The organism is Sphingobacterium sp. UBA1897, assembly GCF_002337775.1.
Taxonomy (GTDB): domain Bacteria; phylum Bacteroidota; class Bacteroidia; order Sphingobacteriales; family Sphingobacteriaceae; genus Sphingobacterium; species Sphingobacterium siyangense.
This window is the reverse complement of sequence record NZ_DDGR01000040.1, coordinates 231,635-250,611: the sequence shown is the minus strand read 5'-3', so window position 1 is coordinate 250,611 and position 18,977 is coordinate 231,635. Positions and strand designations below refer to the sequence as shown.

Sequence of the window (18,977 nt, the reverse complement as noted above, 5' to 3'; positions counted from 1 at the left end):
TTAAAAAGTTAATCTTGTGCCAATTGTAATCGTCCTTGTAGGTGGAGGTCCTGATCTATAATCAGGATCAATTCCTTCCTTATTGGCTCTCCACAAAAGTCCAACATTGGCAATATTTAGATACACATTGATCTTCTCAAACCCTCTCATTTTATTGTAATTATCGCGAATGAAATCATAAGCAACATTTATATACTGCAACCTAACATGGTCTCCTCTTACAGCATTGATTTCAGCATTTTTATAGAAAAAATCTCGGTTTGAATTGGCTGGATAAACCATTGATGGAACATTAGTATGTTGTTCGTCTCCTGATTTTATCCATCTATTGGCATATTCTGAATGTCCTCCATCTCCATTCGAAAAGAGACCTGAATAATCAATCGCTTTCCGTCTATAATAATACCCCAAATTATATTGTACCCTGAATGAAAGCGTAAGGCTCTTCCAACTAAAAGAATTCCCTAAAGAGCCATATATAACTGGAATTGCGGAACCGCTATAAATAAGATCTGTAATTAAGGTAGAGTCACCAGTTATCGCATTATAATTTTTACTATCGTATCCATTAATAATCCCTACAGGGTCGCCATTATTTGAATCTAACCCTCTCCATTTATATGAATAAAAAGAATACAATGGTTTTCCTATAATTCCTGTAAAAGTTGGGGATTCAGGTGTAACATAGAACCTTCCATTTATGTCTGTTCTATAATAATTTGTTACTTTGTCTTTGTACCAACTGAAATTTAAATTACTCTGCCATTGAAAATATTTCCGTTTTATATTGGAACTATTTATGATAATGTCACCACCTTTTCCTTTAAGTGCCGCAACATTCTTCGTCAATGTAATATCTGTTCCCGCAGTATAGTCAATTTGGGCAGGCCCAAAGAGATCACTTCCTTTTTTAAAGAAAAGATCTATACTTCCGTTTATTCTATTATTTTTGGCCCCAAAATCCAATGCAATGTTAGTCATAGCCACTTTTTCCCATCTCAATTCTGGGTCACCATATTGACTGAATCTAGCAATTTTATGTTGTGTATATGGGTTTGTAGAAGGAGCATAGCTAATTGTAGTAACCGCACTTCTACTTAGATCAATATTTCCACTCAAACCGTACGTAGCCCTTAATTTTGCGTAAGGTAACCAGTCAATCGAATAAAACTTTTCGCTACTTAGGTTCCAAGTCCCACCAATGGACCATAATAGATTCCATTTGTCGTTCGTATTTACCCCAAAGAGATTTGAAGCATCACCTCTTACACTCGAACTCAGTGTATATTTATTATTAAATGAATAAGCAACATTCGCAAATACAGATACAAACCTATTTTCACGATTTAAAAACCCTATATTTTGTGGTATAAAATATTGAGAGCCATTGACAATACTTGGATATGTCCTATTATAATCTACAAAGGAAAAAGTACCAACCTCAGGATCATATCCATAAAATCTATCGGTAATGGACTTGTCCGATAAACTTCTGGCCTCCATTCCTAAAATTCCTGTAAAAGAATGTCGCTTCGAGTCATATTGAACATTTGCTTGTCCTCTGATAGAATTTGAAAGCATATTACTCCGAAAAGGATCATACACTGCACCAATCGGTACATTATTTATTGATTTGCCATCCGACAACTCATTGAACTGGTTTATTATATTCCTAGCAAAATAAGAGTTTTCACCATAAAGAGTCTCAGTGTCATTTTGTTGCTTTTCCAATTGATATTTAATATCAAAATTTAGCCATTTAGTAAACGAATAATTAGCACCGACGTTTACTAAAATATTATTCAGTTTTGCAAAATTACTTACATGTAGATAGTCATCCATATAATAATTCCAATCCAATAGTCTTCCACCACCTACTGAATCGAGGAAACTTTTTCGATAGGTAATTGGAATTGGCAAAAATTCACCATTATCATCCAAAAACTGTGTATAAGGTGGTAATTCCGAATTAACCATCCTCACATCCCCATACTTAGTTCTACCTTTTCTATTCTTGCTAGTAGTAAAACGTATCCCCGAACTTATCTTTAACTTAGGTAATGGTTGATATGTATTTTGAAAACTAAGATTGAAACGTTCATAATTCGCATACGATTCATTTATATTATTATCATAACCAGTTGAAAAATACCAAGTCGCCATTTCCGTTCCTCCGCTAAAATCAACAGCATACTGTTGTTTAAATGCGGGTCTGTACATTAATTTCAAATATTCCTCTCGGATATCTATATTCTTTAGTTCTGAAATTCTCTGTTCCAAAAATTCGGCGCTTATTTTTCCATTTTTTTCTGCAAATAACAATTCATAAAGTTGTGTGAACGGAACTTTTGACCGTGAGGACGTATCTGAAAACCTATGCTCGTTATTAAATAGAAATCTCTCAATGTCTATATAGTCGGCACTAGATAAAACTGGCAAATACTTAAGATTAGGCTTCGATGAAATTGTCAAATTCGAGTTTGTATGGATTTGCAATGGTTGGTTCGTTCGTCCCATTTTGGTCGTAATTACGATTACTCCATTTCCAGCTCTCGCCCCCCAAATTGAAGCAGCAGCAGCATCTTTCAGAATCGTAATATTGGCAACATCATTGGGATTAATATTTTCCAAATCACCTTCATAAGGAAAATTATCTACCACTATAAGAGGTTTTCTCGATCCTTGCATGCTACTTATTCCACGAATTGTCAATCCTTGTGCACCGACAACTGTTCTATTAACACTAACCCCGCTTGCCACGGCTTCTAACCTGCTTAGAATATCAGTACTGACTTGTTCATTAAGATTTTTTTCCGATAAAAATGTAAATGCTCCCGTACTTCGTTCTTTTGGTAATCGTTGATATCCAGTAGAAATTACATTTACCTCTTCAATTTGCTTTGTCTCCGTCCTCATTTCAACTTTCAGGCCATGTAAAATTTCTCTTGGACCATAATTGACCTCCAAGTTATGATATCCTACAGCGCTTAATCTTATTGAACCAATTGAATCACGAACCGATAGAACAAACTTACCATCCTTCAAACTTTTAATTATCTGTTTCGATTTATCAGATTTAATAGACACTTCCGAAAGTCCATTACCAGTTGAATCCAGAACCTGTCCGTTTACCATCACTTGAGAAATAGCTATTTTTGAAACGAACATCAGGGATACAGTTGATAGCCCAATCTTATTCATTTTTATCTCCTTTCCGTAACTCTAAGAATTCTTTTCTATTAAGGATCGTTCCGATTTGTTTTGATGAAACAAAGTCCATTGTTGTTATTGCTCTTACCATCCCTTTAGGATCAACCCATATATATCTTGGAATTGAATTATGGGGAAATAAAGATTTTAAATATTTATCAAAGATTATTGATTCACCATCTTCATTTTGAAAAAATTGATCGTCTGATAAAACGGAACTAATTTTTCTAACATCGTCATGTTTGACATCACTGTTTACAAGGATAATTTTTAAATCTTTACCATATTCTGTTTGGAGCTTTTCGTTAATCGGGAACCAGGCTTTACACGCTCCACACCAAGTCGCCCAAAAATCAAACAGGAGAAGTTTGCCTTTATACGAACTCAAATTTTTTCTAATTGTATCCCCTTTTTGGTAAAACAGATGTTCTTTTTTCCAAAACTCATCGGGTACTTTTTGACCAACTAATAATGGCACAATATCCCTTGCAACAGCCTGCGCTTTTGCAGGCTGAGCTTGGGACAATAAACTAAACATAGAAACAAAATAAACGATCATAGCAAGTGCTTTAAATCGTTTATTTCCAAGGTTATGATGTAGGGAACTTCGTTTTAATTTCGGTCTTAATTGGGCATAGAAATCCCATTTGCTTAAATTTCGCATCACATTGGTATTTAAGAAAAGCTGATATTTGATAGGTAGAATCTAGCTCTTCGAGTTCATAATCGTTATTTAATAAATAATGGCGTTGTTAGCTTACTAATAAATATAAACCATCTGAAATACGAAAAATTACTCCGGGGATTTTTTAATATTTTTTAATAATTGTTTTTTCATCTACTCACTATTTTAAGAGTGAGCCTCCCAACAAGAATATAAGCGTTACAAAAAACAATAGGGCCGGCCCTTACAAAGTCTAATGCAACTGGCTCTGACAAAGCCAACCCTTCCAAAGGAAGGGGTCCCCATTAGAACATAAGCAGGTACCGACCCTATTGAACTATAGGGTCAGGTAGCACTACTCACACTCGCAGGGTAAATTGTCAGATTTGTTGTGCGAGGCTCGTATAAGCACCTATTATTATCAATTAAGTGCTTAAATTTAATTCATTTTTGTTTAATATCCCATTTTCACAATAGGAATATCAATCAAATATAACTAAACCGTTAAAAAATAGTATAGTTAGATCAGGTGTAAAATACACCTCTAGGCAGAATAGTTTTACGATGATATCTTAAAAATTTAGTATATTCGTATAATAATTTTTCCTTTGTTATGTACGATTTTGCTAAAAAACATATTGGTCAAAATATCCGAAAAATTCGTTTACTAAGAGGAATGAAACAGGAAACATTTGCTAAGGAATTAGGCATTGCCCAACAAAATGTATCGAAAATGGAAAATAAAAAAGAAATCAGTGAGGAACAATTAAAAAAAGTTTCAGAAGTCCTGCAAGCTAGTGTAGAAGCAATTAAAGGCTTCGACGAAAATGCTATTATTAATAATAATATCCTTAATGATCAAGTCAATAATTATAACATCCATCCTGTAGAGGAAATTATCAACGTTTTTAAAGGCATTTTAACAGGCAAGGATCAGGAAATAACAGAGCTAAGAGCAGAGTTAGAAAAATTTAAAAACAATTCTGGAGGAAACGGTAAAGAAGCTGATAGCAATCTTGATAATGGAACCGTTAGAAAAATCGGAAAAAGGTAAGAATTACTAAAAACTTATATCTTTGAAAAAACGAAGATTCAGGTAAAAATTGAACCTAAAAAAGCTTACATATAAAGATAGAGAACTTGGTCTCTGTGCGAAAGTGCAGGGGCCTTTTTTATATAAATATCCTTTAATTTAATGACCTATATTCTATAGGTGTTACTCCTGTACTTTTCTTAAAAGCCCTAGTAAAATGTGCCGGATATTTAAACCCCAATTCGTAGGCAATCTCATTAATCGTTTTCTGATTGTCCAATATCTTCTGTTTAGCCAAAGCCATTATTTTCAATTGGATATATTCCAAAGGAGTTTTCCCCGTTTCCTTTTTAATCAGGTCGCCAAAATAGTTGGTCGAAAGATTGAGTTGTTCTGCACAATAGGTAACAGATGGCAAACCTATAGTTTGCGGTTTATCCGATTGGTAATACTCGTTCAAAAGTTTCTCAAATTGGACTAAGGCATCGTTGTTTGCATTGTTACGGGTAATAAACTGGCGGTCATAAAAACGTATACAATAATTCAAGAACAATTCTATATTATCAACAATCAGCATCTTACTGTGTTTATCAACACCTCGCTCCAACTCGTATTTGATTTTGTCGAAACAATCCAATACAATCTTTCGCTCCTTTTCGGAAAGGTGCAAAGCCTCTTTTGCTTCGTAGGAAAAGAATGTATATTCATCAATATGCCTGCCCAAAGACGTGCCCCGTATCAGGTCAGGGTGAAACAATAATGCGTATCCCTGTGGTTTGTAATCTTTATTGATATCCACATTGATAATTTGACCAGGTGCTACAAAAACGAGTGTCTTATCCTGATAATCGTAGGTATTCTTGCCATACTTCATATCGCCGCACATCACTTCTTTTAGGTACACTGCATAAAAGCCAAAATTCATCTTGGATGCGTAGATTTCCGGCATTCTGCCGTCAAAATCCATGATGCTCACCAAAGGATGCAAATTCTCCTTATGATAAAAGGCATCATGCTCGCTTACCGTGTCAATTCTTAATATTTCGCTCATTTTATCTGCATTTAAAAATCAATACAAATTTATTGTTTATTTCTAACCCTCACTGCAAATACGTGCAAATCAGTGAAAATGGTAGCACAATCCGTGGATTGTATAAGACATATATCTTAATAAGATGGGAACTTTGTACTATAAAGTTTAAAACGTGGTGAAAATCACTACAAATATCGAAAGTATTTTTAAAAAAAATATCAACAAAGAATTGATTATGAAACTGATGGCAGATAAAGTTGTTCTTATTACAGGGGCAGCACAAGGTATTGGATTTGCAAGCGCAAAAGCTTTTGCGCAAGCAGGGGCATCGGTTGCCTTAGCCGATTATGATAAAGATTTGGTAAACAAAGCAGCAGAACAGCTAAACGCAGAGGGGTATAAATCGCTCGCTATTGTCTGTGATGTATCGGACGATGAGCAGGTGAAAGCTATGGTCGATAAAACGGTTGCAACATTTGGAAGACTGGATGCAGCATACAACAATGCAGGTATCCAAAATGTACTGGCAGATGCAGCCGACCAGACAAGGGAAGATTTTGATAGTGTTACGGGTGTAAATTTCCGTGGTATATGGAGTTGCATGAAATACGAGTTACAGCAGATGCGCAAACAGGGTAACGGTGCTATTGTAAACTGTTCGTCCATTGGAGGCATTTTAGGCGGTGCGCAAAGGGGAACCTACCATGGAGCCAAACATGGTGTAATCGGACTTACAAAAAGTGCAGCGTTGGAATATGCCTCGCAAGGCATACGTATAAATTCCATCAGTCCCGGACTAATCCATACGCCAATGGCGGATAAGATGATAGCCGGAGGACAGGCGGATGCATTGGATGCGATGTTAAAAGCAGTACCTGTGGGTCGCTTAGGTCGTCCCGAAGAAATAGCCAGTACGGTGGTATTTCTGTGCAGTGATGCAGCAAGTCTTGTCGTAGGTCATAACTTGGTAGTGGATGGTGGTTATAGCATCCAATAAACGCATATTATAAACTAAAAAAATATAGATATGAGTAACAAAAAGCAAATTCTAAACGAGGGAAACAGTAGCCCGTCCAATCGCCGGGACTTCTTAAAAAATGCTGCTCTTTTCGGAGCGGCTGCCTGCGTTCCTACTGTTTTGGTACAAGGCTGTACAGAGCAGAAAACAACATCTTCAAAAAAAAGTCAAAACGAAAATACTATGCCTGTCATTACTGAACGCCGCACTTTGGGAAAAGACAGTGCCGCTATGGAAGTTTCGGCATTGGGGTTCGGTGTCATGGGAATGAATTACCACCGGGGCGCACATCCTGATGAAAAAGCAATGATTAAGCTGGCTCATCAAGTGGTGGAGCGTGGCGTAACCCTTTTTGACACGGCAGAGACCTATGGCCCATTCTTTAATGAAGAATTGGCAGGAAGGGCACTTGCCGAGTTTAAGGGCAAGATTGCCGTGACTACAAAATTTGGCTTTAATTATGCAGGCAACAAAAAAAATGAGATGCCCGCCAACCAAACAGTAAGCCTGAACGCATCCGTGAAATGGTGGAAGCATCGTTGAAACGACTGAATATTGATGTGATAGAATTGCTGTACCAGCACCGTTTAGACCCCAATATACCCATCGAAGATGTGGCGGGAACGGTGAAAGACCTCATTGCCGAGGGAAAAGTAAAACATTTCGGTCTTTGTGAAGTGGGAGCCGATACCATCCGCAAGGCGCACGCCGTACAGCCTGTTACCGCAATACAGAGCGAATACCACCTGATGTGGCGTGAAGTGGAAAAAGAAGTATTGCCCGTATGTAGAGAATTGGATATCGGTTTTGTTCCGTACAGTCCATTGAATCGAGGGTTCCTCACGGGAGCTATAAATGAATATACCAACTTCAATTCAGGCAACGACAACCGTAACATCCTGCCACGGTTTACCCCCGAAGCAATACGTTCAAATCTTAAAATAGTGGAAGAACTGAACAAATTCGGGCGTACAAGAGGTATCACCACCAGCCAGATAGCCTTAGGATGGCTGCTACAAAAAGCACCGTTCATCGTCCCAATCCCGGGAACGACCAAACTTTCACATTTGGAAGAAAACCTAAGAACATTGGATTTTTCTTTTACTGCGCAGGAATGGAGCGAACTTGAAACGGCAGTGGCAGGTATTACCATTGTGGGCGACCGCTATCCTGCTTCCGAGCAAAAACAGGTACAGAGTTAAAGAAGCAAACAGGCATGGAACGCAGACAATTTTTTAAAGCAGCAGCAATAACCGGAGGCTCCCTGATGGCTTCGGGACTTGTTTCGGCAAGTGGCATAACCAGCTTACCCGGTATTACATCGGGAGAACAGAGTGATGACGAAACCCAAATACAGAGGAAGTCACTTCTGAAAGGTGTATGCGATATTCATATCCATGCTTCCCCTGACAGCAAACCACGACTGATAGATGAACTTAGTTTTGCCCGTGATGCACATAAGGCAGGCTACCGCTCGATTATGTATAAAAGCAACGATTTTAGTTGTCATGACCGGGTTTATCTCATCCGTGAGGAAGTTCCCGATTTTGAAGTCTTCGGCAGCTTGGTAATGAACGCTGTACATGGCGATAAGGTCAATGTTAGAGCAGCCGAAAAAGCAGTGGCAACGTCAGGTAATTACTGCCGTTGTATATGGATGCCGACAGGTGATGCCATGTACCAGCTAAAACAGCGTAAGAGTAAAGAAAAAGGTATTCCCATATTAAGCGGTTCACGTAAAGTTCTGCCCGAAGTGGTCAGAGTAATGGAAATCTGTGAAGAAGCTGGAATTATGTTTGCCTCTGGACATTCATCACCTGAAGAAGCAATCATACTGGCTCGCAAAGCACGTGAAGTAGGTTTACAGAAATTCGTTGTTACCCATGCCAATAGCGGTATTTGGACAATGACGCAAGACCAAATAAAACAGAGTATTGATTTAGGTGCAAGAGTATTGATTTAGGTGCAAGAGTATTGATTTAGGTGCAAGAGTATTGATTTAGGTGCATTTATTGAATACTGTTATATCACCAATCTTTGGGGAATGGGAACAGGACTACCGGAATTTACCCGCATGAGCGATGAAGCTTTTTTGTCCTTTGCCCGCATCAATCCACAGCGCAGTTTTATAACAACAGATTTGGGACAGATGGGTATGCCGCATCCTATTGATGGTATGAATACCTGTATCCGAACCTTACAAACGGAAGGTGTTTCAGAAAAAGATATTGATTTGTTGCTTCGCCGCAACCCGGCAATGCTGGTAGGACTTCGGACATAGAAATATTGGATTGATAACCTAAACGATGATTTAAACATGATAAAAAAACAAACAATCAATAATGTAACTTGTAGTTTGCTGACCATAGCAGTATTGCTGGCTATCGGGGGTTGTAAATCACCAGACAACAAGGACAGGACATGGTCTGTTTATAAAGCAGACGGGCATAGTTCGAGTTATTCCCCTTTGGAACAGATTAATGTATCAAACGTAAGCCAGTTAAAGCCCACTTGGACGTTTGACTTCAAGGATATGCCGGACGGTTCCCGCCCTGCATTGAGCCAAAACAACCCGATTATTGTAGACGGTGTGCTATACACGACATCTGCTAAATTGCTGGCTTATGCGATGGATGCCGCAACGGGCAAGCAACTGTGGTCTTACGACCCTTTTGATGGAGGGGACGGAAACGGCCCTTTGCGTGGCGTTACCTATTGGGAAAAAGGAAGCGACAAACGGATTATACTTTCAGCAGACAACCACCTCATTGCATTGGATGCCCGCACGGGTAAACCTGTTCCGTCATTTGGCGATAATGGAAAAGTAAACATGAATATCGGTTTGCGGGATGACCCCGAAAAGATTTCCGTCTCCCTGACCACACCCGGTATTATCTATAAAGACCTTATCATAATCGGTTCACGGCTACCCGATGTTTACGATGCCCCTCCCGGTTACATCCGGGCGTATGACTGTAATACCGGAAAACTTGTTTGGACATTTCATACCATACCCCATCCGGGCGAACCGGGGTATGAAACATGGCCAAAGGATGCTTACAAATATGCCGGAGGTGCAAACAATTGGGCGGGCATGAGCCTCGACAACAAAAGGGGTATCGTGTATATGGCATTGGGTTCACCCTCATACGACTTTTATGCAGCTGACCGTGAGGGGCAAAACCTTTACGGAAACAGTGTATTGGCTTTGGATGCCGCTACCGGAAATTATGTATGGCATTATCAGATAGTACACCATGATATATGGGATTATGACCTGCCATCACCGCCAAACCTTGTAACTATCCAAAGGGGCGGCAAGGACATAGATGCCGTTGTGCAGTTGACGAAACACGGTTTTGTATTTGTTTTTAACCGTGAAACCGGGGAGCCACTTTTCCCGATAGAAGAACGCAAAGTACCGCAATCCAATATGCCCGGCGAAAAATCTTGGGCAACACAACCATTCCCCTTAAAACCAGCACCATTTTCACGGCAGTTGATGACCGAAGCAGACCTCACCCGTTACTCCGAGGCAGACCATAAAGCCCTCGTAGAGCGTTTCCGTTCATTACGCTATGAGGGACTGTTTACTCCCCCTGACCTTAAAGGTACATTGATGATGCCCGGAACACGTGGTGGTGCGGAATGGGGAGGCGCAGCCTATGACCCGGCTACCTCCATGCTGTATTTCAAATCGAACGATGCTCCTGATATACAGACCAGAATTTGGAAAAGGATTGCCCTCGGCCGGCTGACCGTTGAGGTTCAGGCGCAATATCTTTCCAGCAAGGCTGTTCAGGTCTTGACTTATGCACATTCTAAACGGAGAGTTCCATTCATTGGAAACATGGGGATAATTAGACGTTCAATACTTGAAGAAAAAGGACAGTGGAACGGAAAATACCTTTGCGAGGATATGGAATTATCCAGAAGACTGATCTTAGATCGAAATGAGTCCATATTTGTTGATCACCCATATGGAAAAACGTTGCTTCCTTCAAACTTAAAAAATGCCAAACAACAGTTTTATAGATGGGCGTTTGGTAATGCGCAGATATTTAGGGACTTCTTTGTAAAGGATGTAGCAAAAAGAACCAAACTAGCCATGTCTTATTATCCCATACCGAGTATACATGCCAATATATTTTGTCTTCCTTATTATATTATAACAATCCTACTTCTGATCCTTAGTCTTTTCTATAGTAATCAATACCTCAATGCCATATCATTTGTTATACTTGGTATTTACATCATGGAGGCCATCGGTAACTTAATGACGCATCTCCACCTTGCAAAAAAGAAGGATTTTCGATGAAAACAATAGCTGTAAGTATGATGGTGTTAAAATCATTATCAACATCCTTCAGCAGGGGAACATATGCTGTATTTAGGCATAAAACAATGCCATTCAAGATTACCCCTCACACCAATGATAACCAAGTTAACAGTAATTTTTACAATCTGGTCAAATATTTCAGGCTGGAAACATTCTTATCACTCGCTGCTTTAACACTTGTATTAATCAACTACCTCTACAATAGGCCCTTGGAAACATCTCTATTGCTAAATGCTGCTTTTATAACGTTGAGTTCTATCTTTCAATTTTATCTAATGGGCTTGATTAAGGCTGAAAAGCATGGATAACCTAAACATATTTATACCAAAGGAAAGAATTAGAAAAAATGTATCTGCAATATTCCTAATATCAGCACTTTGTTTTTCGAGTTGGACTTCCAGGATTTCATATATTCAGGAAAATCTAAAGCTAGATGATGGCCGTTTTGGTCTATTACTGTTCTGTCTGCCATTTGGTGTTTTACTCTCCTTGCCAATTTCAAGTAACCTCACGAGAAAATTCGGTAGCAAACGTGTATTAATTTCTGGCGTCATTGGATTAATGGTAACATTGGTCGCGCTATCTTTTATCAAAAACATTTACCTTACTGGTTTTTGTCTAATGCTATTTGGCTTCTCGAATAACGCGACCAATCTAACAGCCAACTTACAGGCTGCCCAAACGGAGCGTTTATTTGGAAAATCTATTATGGGGTCGTTTCACGGAATATGGAGTGTATCCGCACTCTTGGGTTCACTATTTGGTTCATTATGCATGTCAAAGCATATACCGGTGTCTACTCAATTCTTTGTTATCGCTATAATTGTAATCATAGTACTATTTATTTCTCATAAGAATCTGATCAATGAAAACAGAAGCAATAAACAGTCTACGATATTTGATTTTAAGATTAAAAATAAAAAAGTTTTAATTCTAGGCCTAATTGCTCTTTGTGCAATGATAGGTGAAGGTTCGATGTATGATTGGTCAGAAATCTATCTTAAACGTACAGTACAATCAGATCATTTTTTGAGCTCTTTGGGATATTCTACATTTATGTTTGCGATGATGTCTGGAAGGTTTGGTTCTGATTTTTCGGTACGCAAGTTTGGCCTTTATTCAACCGTTACACTAGCCGGATTTTTATCTGTTTTTGGCTTTTTGATAAGTTCCGTAAGTGAACATTATACAATTATCTTAGTGGGTTATTTTTTTATTGGCTTAGGCACTAGCTCTGTAGTGCCTGTTGTCTATAGTACACTGGCTAAAATAGGCACAGACAAATTGAATCAGTATATTACGACCATATCCTCAATTAGTTTTTTAGGACTATTATTTGCTCCACCTTTTATTGGAATAATAGCACAAAATTTCTCGATAAGAACAGCTTTTGTTTGTCTGTTATTTATTAGCTCACTAATAATACCCTTTTCTAGAAAATTGAAATCTGATTCATATGAAATATAAAAAAAGAGGTGACTTCCGAGATCTACTCGCATGTCGCCTCTTTTTGTTAAATCTTCTACTAGCTAAAAGTCGAAATTGCACGAATACGAATTTCTTCGACGTTCAAACCGGCTTCTTCCAGTTTCTCCGATGCTTGTTTCTCTATTAGATTCTTTAATAGGATAAATGTCTGATCGAATTGTACATGTTTACCAATCACAAAAGACAAGTCATATTCAATTTCTTCCCAAGTGGATATATCAGCATGGTTATGCTGTAGCTGTACCTCCAATTTATCAATAGCATTGGCTACTTTTGCTTCAAAGGTCTTTTTCTCCTCAAATTCATAGAAAAGATCATATATCTCCTGACCACTGCTGTTTGCAAGCATCTGTCTAATGTTAAGGATAGCCTTTTCTTCATTTAGTTGTTTAATCTTCTTGATTTCTGGATTGCGAATCTGATCCAAAACAGATACATCACCTGCTTCTGCTTCAACAAGATCATGGATAATGATCATTTTTAACAAACGAGCAAGGTCTACCTTCTCATCCAAAAGCGGCTCAATCAAAATAGCCATTAGAGACATTCGCCAAGTATGCTCCGCGACACTTTCTTGTCTCCCATTAGACAACCAACTATGCCTTAATTCGAACTTTAATTTCTCAGCTAATCTCAGTACATCCATTATCGCTGATAATTGTTCCAACTTTATTTGATTATTCATTTTAATTATATATATATATCTATTCGGTTTTATTTTCTATTTTCTAAATAATAAAGCAAATTTAATGTTTTTCACGCATTGGGATGTGATTTTTCGATAAGAACATAATCCAATATGATAAACTGGTTTAATAATTCCAACTGTGATTTAGGGAACTTTTAACAACATGGAATTACCTATTTCACCATAATTAGCGCATCCACCAATACCTCCTAAAAAGATGGAATTACTACCGAAGTTTTCTTACTTTATTTTCCTGTATTTTCTGTTTCCATATGCAGTTATTTCTTGCTCCCCGCTCCGTCTTACTGTAATCGTACTAATTCCCATACTACCGATCAATAAATGCTTTTTGCTATCGTAAGCCAACTTCTTTTTACCTAGAAAGCCACTTACATAGAAATAGGAATCGCCTTCTTTAACGATCTTCAAGGGAACTTCTTGTTCTACGTCACTTTTCCATTCACCAATAAAGAAATCGGGATCATAATAAGCATCATTCTCTTTTTTATATTCTTCTGCTTTTTCTTTGGAGACCCTTAAAAAAGCAGCTCCTTGGTTCCCGATGCTCATTTTCATTTTATCGGTATCTTCTAACAGATTCATCAATAAAGTAACCGAAGCAGAACCGTTGGTTATTTGAGCGCTAACCGTCTTTTCATCTTTATTATATGTGGCAGGCGCATCAATGTCTTTGCTATTGAGGTACAGCTTATCACCTTCCTTCTTTATTTCTAACACTTCGGAGTGTTGTTTCCCATCTTCTATCCAATAACCGATATACTTATCTTCTTTGGATTGGGAACAGGAATAAAAAAAGGATAATGCTACGAAAAGGATTATTAATATTCTATTTGTTTTCATTTTGAATTATAAAGGTTCACTCTCTTCGTAAGTATATATCTTATTAAATAGTTTTCCAAATATTCTCGACGAACCAACAATTCACCCATACGAAATAGGTGATCTACTCGATCAATTACACATTCAGAAAAATAGAGCTTAGAAGTGAATGACTATTGAAAAGTCCAATCGAGAATACTCCAAATAGACCTCTCAATCTGCTCAATACATTCCTTACTATTGAAGTCCATATTATAGAATATACTACTCTCACTTTTGGATTGCAATACATAAAAATGTAGGCCGGACAAAAGAACAGATATAAGAGTCCTCAAACGTAAATTCTCATTATTGATGACTTGCGAAAAGGGGAAAAATAAATTCCATCTTTTTTCTACTCTTATTGAAAGGTCATCCAGATCAGGATTATTTTCTTGTAGGGTAGATATAATAATCCACTGCATTTCATCATCATGCAAAAAGATCTGAAAAAGACTTTTCATGTATGCGTTAAGAAATACATTTGATTTAGTTTGATTAGATTTTAAAAGACTATTAAGTGTTATTAAACCGGAACCGCCCCAATGATCTTTAACTTTAAAATATGTATTTAAAAGAGATGCCGCAGAATCAATATTGATAGAGAATTCACTGATAGAATTTCTATCGCCAGAAGATTCATTCGATAATGAAAAGTTTGTTAAATCAATATCGTTTACAACCTCTTCCATTTTCTCAACCATATTTTGGGTTACTCGTTGTGAGTTCTTCGCTTTTAAATTATATATCCTTCCTTTCATATCTCCTATTTAAATTAAAAATATATGTGGCTACTGACAATGGTTTAAGAACTAAAAGAGTGTATTAGGTTTCTAAATATGCGAAAGAATTAATCTCTTCGAAAACATATAAAATTATTTTAGCTTTTTTATGGTTATAAAATTCATTTACCAACGCAGTTCTCAAATTCGCAAAAAATAAAAACAGTATATAGTATGGCAAATGAGTCTTTTGAATTATATCTATAACCAAAATTTGCGCCGATAGCACATTAACCCTATCTTCAAAAATAGAATATATATATTAAACCTCCAAATTTTGGAAATTATTCTCATCAATTTGGAGGTTTTAAATTCTGTTTGACAGATTCTAGTGTACAGTTTTGTATTATGGAAGAGTCAATCGGAAGATATATCCAAAGAACGCTACGATACAAAGGTATTTCAAATGAAGTTGCTGGTCAGGCAATAGGCATTTCGGAATCTGCTTTTGAGAAAATTCTAACGAAGGATGATATTTTACTGAGCCGTCTTCTTAAACTTTCCAAATGTGCAGGAGTTAACTTTTTGGACTATTTGAATGATAAAGATCCAATTGCTGCATTCAAAAAAGAAGAGCAACAGCGATCATTGGAAGAAATTGAAATGCTCAACGAAAAGTTGAAATTAAAAGATGAAATAATTCAAGAAAAGGAGCGCACTATATTGCTTCAACAACAACTGATCGACGAGTTGAGGAAGCAAATCAGTTCAAAATAAAATCTGGATTAAAGAAGATCTTTCAATATAGAATAATTTCTATTTTTTATTTTTTCGTCAAGTATTGGAAGAAATAGATCCCCCTTCTTCGCTATTCTTTTCTCAATCGTATTAATATTGAAAGAATAACGATCTAATCCAGCCTTAACCTCTTTCCAATCTAAAGGCGTACTGATAGTAGGTTCGTGATAAGGGCGTATAGAATACGCCGACGCCAGTGTATCAGCATAGTTATTCTGATCAGCATCAATATATACCTTCCCTTTTCGATGATTCTTTGTTATTGATCTTGTGCTTATATCCGGCACCAATTCATTAACCTGATCCGCTAAAAACCTACCTAAAAATAGTGCTGCATCAAAATTAAACCCATTAATTGGGATATAAATGTGAAGGCCAGTTTTACCAGATGTCTTTATATATCCTACTAATTTTGACTTGTCCAAAACATCCTTTGCCGCCCTACAAACCTCAATGGCCATTTCAAATCCTTTATCCTCTTCACCTGAATGTTCAACGGTCGGATCTAGATCAAGCCAAATATAATCAGGAGATTCAATGGAATTGACTTGTGAAGCCCAAGGATTGATATCCACACAACCCCAATCTACCATTGTAAGAAGAGTTTCTACATTATTACAAACCAGATAATCAATTTGACTCCTTTTACCCTTTTTATATACTCGCCTATGGTCGGTATAGATATCGGCACAGTCAGGTTGTCGATTTTCCATATCCTTTATGAATGTGGTAGGACCACCTGCATATGTCAGCTTTAAATTTAAAGATTGTGGTCTGCCTTTTAAGTAGGGCAATATATAATCTGAGATTCGGTTGTAATATAATACAAGCTCACCTTTTGGGATACCTTTCCAGAGCTCCCTTCCAATATCATGGAGAACTATATTGCAGTTCGTCATAAGGAAATCATCCGATTCCTTTCCTTCTATTGATTCGTCTACCCTTTTCCAATTACTTCCTTCATTTAAATATAGTTTCGGTTTATCATGGTAAATACCAGGTTCAATTTCACGAGATAGTTCTTCTATTTTCAAAACGTTCTTTGGCACCTCACGGACAACATCCTTTGGTTCTTTATCAGAACGGAATCCAAGAAAGGTAGCAGGCTTTCTGATCCTTCCTGATTTGGTCCAGGTAGCAAACTCAAAGTTAGCGACAAGTTGAGGTTTGACCCAATGGATTGTCGCCCCCTTTGTATCTAAAACCTTGTTCACAAATGGTGATTTATTAGTTTCAAGTGCCTGAAGCTTTTTGAGGATTTCGGGCATTTCCCTGTCCTTGAATCCAGCACCACTTCTGCCGATCCAAATAAATTTCCCATTCTCGTAGGCTCCGAATAATAAACTTTTAAAAGATCTGGCTTTTTCGGATTCAGCCCATCCCCCGATCACAAACTCCTGCCTTTTTCTTGTCGGAGTTTTAAGCCAACTGTAACCACGATCTCCTTCTATGTAGTGGCTTTCTTTTCGTTTGGCAACTATACCTTCCATATTCAGATCCAGCATTTTCTGATAGAGGTCTTCACCATCTTCAAAGGATTCACTATACTTAAATGTGCTATCATTTTGAATAAGTTTTTCTAACAATTCCTTTCGGACTGTTAAAGGTTGATTCCGTAGATCATTACCATCCAACCACAACAAGTCAAAGACACAGTAATAGATTGGGCTTGCAAGGCCATTATACTTTTGCAGAGCATCAAAATCAGCGTTTCCTTCTTCATTAAAAACCACTACTTCACCATCAATTATTACCTCATGACCTAGTTTTTTTAACGCTTTAGCAATATTTGGATATCGGGATGTATAATCTAAACTACTTCTAGAATTCATTTTAACCTGTCCATCCTGGACAAAAGACACGATTCTATAACCATCCCATTTTACCTCATATAAATAATCTTCATTACGTAGTGGTTCCCTCGTAAGCGTACAGAGCATTGGCTTGATTTTTTTTGGCATTCTGGATTTTGGATTTGCCATAACTTATTTTTAAATAACATACTGCATATAGAACAGAACCAATTACCGATCGTTTCAAAGTTTTGCCAACGTTTTCAAAATTTGAGATGTTATATTAAGAACTAATGAATATTCAGTCTATGGCAAGAACTACAATATATAAAGACATACCGGTTGTTTTAACTACGGAAACCGAACAATTATTTGATTTTGAAGTTGGTGAAAGTGGCCAGGTAGGCCAATATGCCAAAATATCTTCTCAAGGGCACGAACTAATTATAGATGAAGATCTTGAGTATCTAGGAGGAAATATGCCCGAAAAGTGGAGACAGCCTGCTGTTCAGAAACTACTCGCTATAGTAAGAGATGACAATAAAACAATTGGCGACTTAAATTAAATTTGTAAGCGTCCAATCGAAACATATTGTCTCTTCATACTCAAAGCCCTGATCGGCTAAAGAAAGCGCGTCAGCAATGGCAAGGATTTCATTGTTGGATGTTGGTAAAGAAGTAGCGAATTGATTGGCTTGTTCATAATTGCCCCTCAAAGGACGAAACGAGTTTGTTCCTTTCATTTTAATGAGATAAGTGAAACCCATTTCCCTCAATTTTAAGAGTTCTTTCTTCTTATCCATCGCCCTTTGCTTTTAGATCTATACTTTGGCTAATAGTACAACATGCATTTAGATATCGTTTTATTTTTTTAAAAATATCTAATCTGAAATTAGCCATCCATTTTCTGTCTTAAATAGAATGCGGCCGTACCTTAAATCTTCCTCATTAAAAAATTCGATAGCATCATCCAAAGTAATCAATTCGTCCTCAGCCAACGGTGTAATTGATACATTCTCAATAATTTCTTCTAATGATTTTTTTGATGGATAATAAGCATAACTATCCTTCTTTTTGAATAAACAAGTATACCCATCTGCTTTTAAATTGATCAACTCCTCTAGTACCATAAATATGATGTTTTTCAATAAACCGTCAAAGCACCCGAATAGTTTTCAACACTTCAAATAAATTTTATAGGACTAATAATCAATAAAATAGGACAAAAACACAATTTACCACTTCATAGTTTACTAAAAATGTTAGTAATTTTGATTAGGCAATTTTCTTGAATTTAATTGAAAGTCAAGAT

At 37.2% G+C, this 18,977-nt stretch carries 20 protein-coding genes; 11 read left to right on the top strand and 9 right to left on the bottom strand.

Annotation, left to right across the window (positions count from 1 at the left end; translation table 11 throughout):
- Positions 1–3,201 (bottom strand): SusC/RagA family TonB-linked outer membrane protein, encoded by a 3,201-nt coding sequence (locus tag B4N43_RS25310; RefSeq protein WP_286736985.1) that lies wholly within the window; start codon positions 3,199–3,201, stop codon positions 1–3.
- Positions 3,194–3,874, bottom strand: a complete 681-nt coding sequence (locus B4N43_RS25305) for a TlpA family protein disulfide reductase (RefSeq protein WP_286736983.1) — start codon at positions 3,872–3,874, stop codon at positions 3,194–3,196. The genes B4N43_RS25310 and B4N43_RS25305 overlap by 8 nt, the downstream gene beginning before the upstream one ends.
- Before the next feature lie 613 nt (positions 3,875–4,487).
- Between B4N43_RS25305 and B4N43_RS25300 the strand changes: the two genes are divergently transcribed.
- Complete coding sequence (locus B4N43_RS25300; RefSeq protein WP_286736982.1) at positions 4,488–4,928, top strand: helix-turn-helix domain-containing protein; 441 nt, start codon at positions 4,488–4,490, stop codon at positions 4,926–4,928.
- Positions 4,929–5,061: 133 nt separating this feature from the next.
- On the opposite strand, the gene B4N43_RS25295 is transcribed toward B4N43_RS25300, so the two are convergent.
- On the bottom strand, positions 5,062–5,958 hold the full coding sequence (locus B4N43_RS25295; RefSeq protein WP_286736981.1) for a helix-turn-helix domain-containing protein: 897 nt from the start codon (positions 5,956–5,958) through the stop codon (positions 5,062–5,064).
- Positions 5,959–6,115: 157 nt separating this feature from the next.
- Here B4N43_RS25295 and B4N43_RS25290 point away from each other — a divergent pair, with 157 nt between their 5' ends.
- The 8 genes from B4N43_RS25290 to B4N43_RS25255 all read left to right on the top strand — a co-directional run bounded on the left by B4N43_RS25290 (position 6,116) and on the right by B4N43_RS25255 (position 12,764).
- Entirely contained in the window at positions 6,116–6,937 is an 822-nt protein-coding gene (locus B4N43_RS25290; protein ID WP_286736978.1) for an SDR family NAD(P)-dependent oxidoreductase, read from the top strand.
- Between the two features lie 30 nt (positions 6,938–6,967).
- The gene (locus B4N43_RS25285) at positions 6,968–7,501 is read left to right on the top strand and encodes an aldo/keto reductase (RefSeq protein ID WP_286736976.1); all 534 of its coding nucleotides are present in this window, start codon (positions 6,968–6,970) and stop codon (positions 7,499–7,501) included.
- Entirely contained in the window at positions 7,483–8,160 is a 678-nt protein-coding gene (locus B4N43_RS25280; RefSeq protein WP_286736974.1) for an aldo/keto reductase, read from the top strand. Before B4N43_RS25285 ends, B4N43_RS25280 begins: the two co-directional genes overlap by 19 nt.
- Positions 8,161–8,174: 14 nt before the next feature.
- Complete coding sequence (locus tag B4N43_RS25275) at positions 8,175–8,921, top strand: DUF6282 family protein (RefSeq protein ID WP_286736972.1); 747 nt, start codon at positions 8,175–8,177, stop codon at positions 8,919–8,921.
- An 81-nt stretch (positions 8,922–9,002) separates the two neighbouring features.
- The gene (locus tag B4N43_RS25270) at positions 9,003–9,239 is read left to right on the top strand and encodes a hypothetical protein (protein ID WP_286736970.1); all 237 of its coding nucleotides are present in this window, start codon (positions 9,003–9,005) and stop codon (positions 9,237–9,239) included.
- Positions 9,240–9,275: 36 nt separating this feature from the next.
- A complete protein-coding gene (locus B4N43_RS25265; protein WP_286736969.1) occupies positions 9,276–11,276 on the top strand; it encodes a glycosyltransferase family 2 protein in 2,001 nt (666 codons plus the stop codon).
- Positions 11,273–11,605, top strand: a complete 333-nt coding sequence (locus B4N43_RS25260; RefSeq protein WP_286736968.1) for a hypothetical protein — start codon at positions 11,273–11,275, stop codon at positions 11,603–11,605. Before B4N43_RS25265 ends, B4N43_RS25260 begins: the two co-directional genes overlap by 4 nt.
- A complete protein-coding gene (locus B4N43_RS25255; RefSeq protein WP_286736967.1) occupies positions 11,598–12,764 on the top strand; it encodes an MFS transporter in 1,167 nt (388 codons plus the stop codon). The genes B4N43_RS25260 and B4N43_RS25255 overlap by 8 nt, the downstream gene beginning before the upstream one ends.
- A 58-nt stretch (positions 12,765–12,822) precedes the next feature.
- Here the strand turns inward: B4N43_RS25255 and B4N43_RS25250 are convergent, their stop codons facing one another.
- The 3 genes from B4N43_RS25250 to B4N43_RS25240 all read right to left on the bottom strand — a co-directional run bounded on the left by B4N43_RS25250 (position 12,823) and on the right by B4N43_RS25240 (position 15,113).
- The gene (locus B4N43_RS25250) at positions 12,823–13,470 is read right to left on the bottom strand and encodes an HD domain-containing protein (protein ID WP_286736966.1); all 648 of its coding nucleotides are present in this window, start codon (positions 13,468–13,470) and stop codon (positions 12,823–12,825) included.
- Between the two features lie 243 nt (positions 13,471–13,713).
- Entirely contained in the window at positions 13,714–14,334 is a 621-nt protein-coding gene (locus B4N43_RS25245) for a hypothetical protein (RefSeq protein ID WP_286736965.1), read from the bottom strand.
- A 152-nt stretch (positions 14,335–14,486) separates the two neighbouring features.
- A complete protein-coding gene (locus B4N43_RS25240) occupies positions 14,487–15,113 on the bottom strand; it encodes a hypothetical protein (protein WP_286736963.1) in 627 nt (208 codons plus the stop codon).
- Positions 15,114–15,482: 369 nt separating this feature from the next.
- Between B4N43_RS25240 and B4N43_RS25235 the strand changes: the two genes are divergently transcribed.
- Entirely contained in the window at positions 15,483–15,851 is a 369-nt protein-coding gene (locus B4N43_RS25235; protein WP_286736962.1) for a hypothetical protein, read from the top strand.
- Positions 15,852–15,859: 8 nt separating this feature from the next.
- Here the strand turns inward: B4N43_RS25235 and ligD are convergent, their stop codons facing one another.
- Positions 15,860–17,854: a DNA ligase D gene (ligD, locus tag B4N43_RS25230; RefSeq protein ID WP_286736961.1), complete on the bottom strand. Its 1,995-nt coding sequence runs from the start codon at positions 17,852–17,854 to the stop codon at positions 15,860–15,862.
- Between the two features lie 119 nt (positions 17,855–17,973).
- Here ligD and B4N43_RS25225 point away from each other — a divergent pair, with 119 nt between their 5' ends.
- Positions 17,974–18,231, top strand: a complete 258-nt coding sequence (locus B4N43_RS25225) for a hypothetical protein (protein ID WP_286736960.1) — start codon at positions 17,974–17,976, stop codon at positions 18,229–18,231.
- On the opposite strand, the gene B4N43_RS25220 is transcribed toward B4N43_RS25225, so the two are convergent.
- Together B4N43_RS25220 and B4N43_RS25215 are read right to left on the bottom strand one after the other, a co-directional pair.
- Positions 18,223–18,468, bottom strand: coding sequence for a hypothetical protein (locus B4N43_RS25220; RefSeq protein WP_286736958.1), 246 nt, complete (start codon positions 18,466–18,468; stop codon positions 18,223–18,225). The genes B4N43_RS25225 and B4N43_RS25220 overlap by 9 nt on opposite strands.
- A 78-nt stretch (positions 18,469–18,546) precedes the next feature.
- The gene (locus tag B4N43_RS25215; RefSeq protein WP_286736956.1) at positions 18,547–18,795 is read right to left on the bottom strand and encodes a hypothetical protein; all 249 of its coding nucleotides are present in this window, start codon (positions 18,793–18,795) and stop codon (positions 18,547–18,549) included.
- Between the last annotated feature and the right edge of the window lie 182 nt (positions 18,796–18,977).

What these genes read in the sequence shown, in the direction of transcription:
- B4N43_RS25310 (WP_286736985.1), bottom strand. Translation starts at nt 3,201, where the DNA reads ATGAATAAGATTGGGCTATCAACTGTATCCCTGATGTTCGTTTCAAAA.
- B4N43_RS25305 (WP_286736983.1), bottom strand. Translation starts at nt 3,874, where the DNA reads ATGCGAAATTTAAGCAAATGGGATTTCTATGCCCAATTAAGACCGAAA.
- B4N43_RS25300 (WP_286736982.1), top strand. Translation starts at nt 4,488, where the DNA reads ATGTACGATTTTGCTAAAAAACATATTGGTCAAAATATCCGAAAAATT.
- B4N43_RS25295 (WP_286736981.1), bottom strand. Translation starts at nt 5,958, where the DNA reads ATGAGCGAAATATTAAGAATTGACACGGTAAGCGAGCATGATGCCTTT.
- B4N43_RS25285 (WP_286736976.1), top strand. Translation starts at nt 6,968, where the DNA reads ATGAGTAACAAAAAGCAAATTCTAAACGAGGGAAACAGTAGCCCGTCC.
- B4N43_RS25280 (WP_286736974.1), top strand. Translation starts at nt 7,483, where the DNA reads ATGGTGGAAGCATCGTTGAAACGACTGAATATTGATGTGATAGAATTG.
- B4N43_RS25275 (WP_286736972.1), top strand. Translation starts at nt 8,175, where the DNA reads ATGGAACGCAGACAATTTTTTAAAGCAGCAGCAATAACCGGAGGCTCC.
- B4N43_RS25270 (WP_286736970.1), top strand. Translation starts at nt 9,003, where the DNA reads ATGGGAACAGGACTACCGGAATTTACCCGCATGAGCGATGAAGCTTTT.
- B4N43_RS25265 (WP_286736969.1), top strand. Translation starts at nt 9,276, where the DNA reads ATGATAAAAAAACAAACAATCAATAATGTAACTTGTAGTTTGCTGACC.
- B4N43_RS25260 (WP_286736968.1), top strand. Translation starts at nt 11,273, where the DNA reads ATGAAAACAATAGCTGTAAGTATGATGGTGTTAAAATCATTATCAACA.
- B4N43_RS25255 (WP_286736967.1), top strand. Translation starts at nt 11,598, where the DNA reads ATGGATAACCTAAACATATTTATACCAAAGGAAAGAATTAGAAAAAAT.
- B4N43_RS25250 (WP_286736966.1), bottom strand. Translation starts at nt 13,470, where the DNA reads ATGAATAATCAAATAAAGTTGGAACAATTATCAGCGATAATGGATGTA.
- B4N43_RS25245 (WP_286736965.1), bottom strand. Translation starts at nt 14,334, where the DNA reads ATGAAAACAAATAGAATATTAATAATCCTTTTCGTAGCATTATCCTTT.
- B4N43_RS25240 (WP_286736963.1), bottom strand. Translation starts at nt 15,113, where the DNA reads ATGAAAGGAAGGATATATAATTTAAAAGCGAAGAACTCACAACGAGTA.
- B4N43_RS25235 (WP_286736962.1), top strand. Translation starts at nt 15,483, where the DNA reads ATGGAAGAGTCAATCGGAAGATATATCCAAAGAACGCTACGATACAAA.
- ligD (WP_286736961.1), bottom strand. Translation starts at nt 17,854, where the DNA reads ATGGCAAATCCAAAATCCAGAATGCCAAAAAAAATCAAGCCAATGCTC.
- B4N43_RS25225 (WP_286736960.1), top strand. Translation starts at nt 17,974, where the DNA reads ATGGCAAGAACTACAATATATAAAGACATACCGGTTGTTTTAACTACG.
- B4N43_RS25220 (WP_286736958.1), bottom strand. Translation starts at nt 18,468, where the DNA reads ATGGATAAGAAGAAAGAACTCTTAAAATTGAGGGAAATGGGTTTCACT.
- B4N43_RS25215 (WP_286736956.1), bottom strand. Translation starts at nt 18,795, where the DNA reads ATGGTACTAGAGGAGTTGATCAATTTAAAAGCAGATGGGTATACTTGT.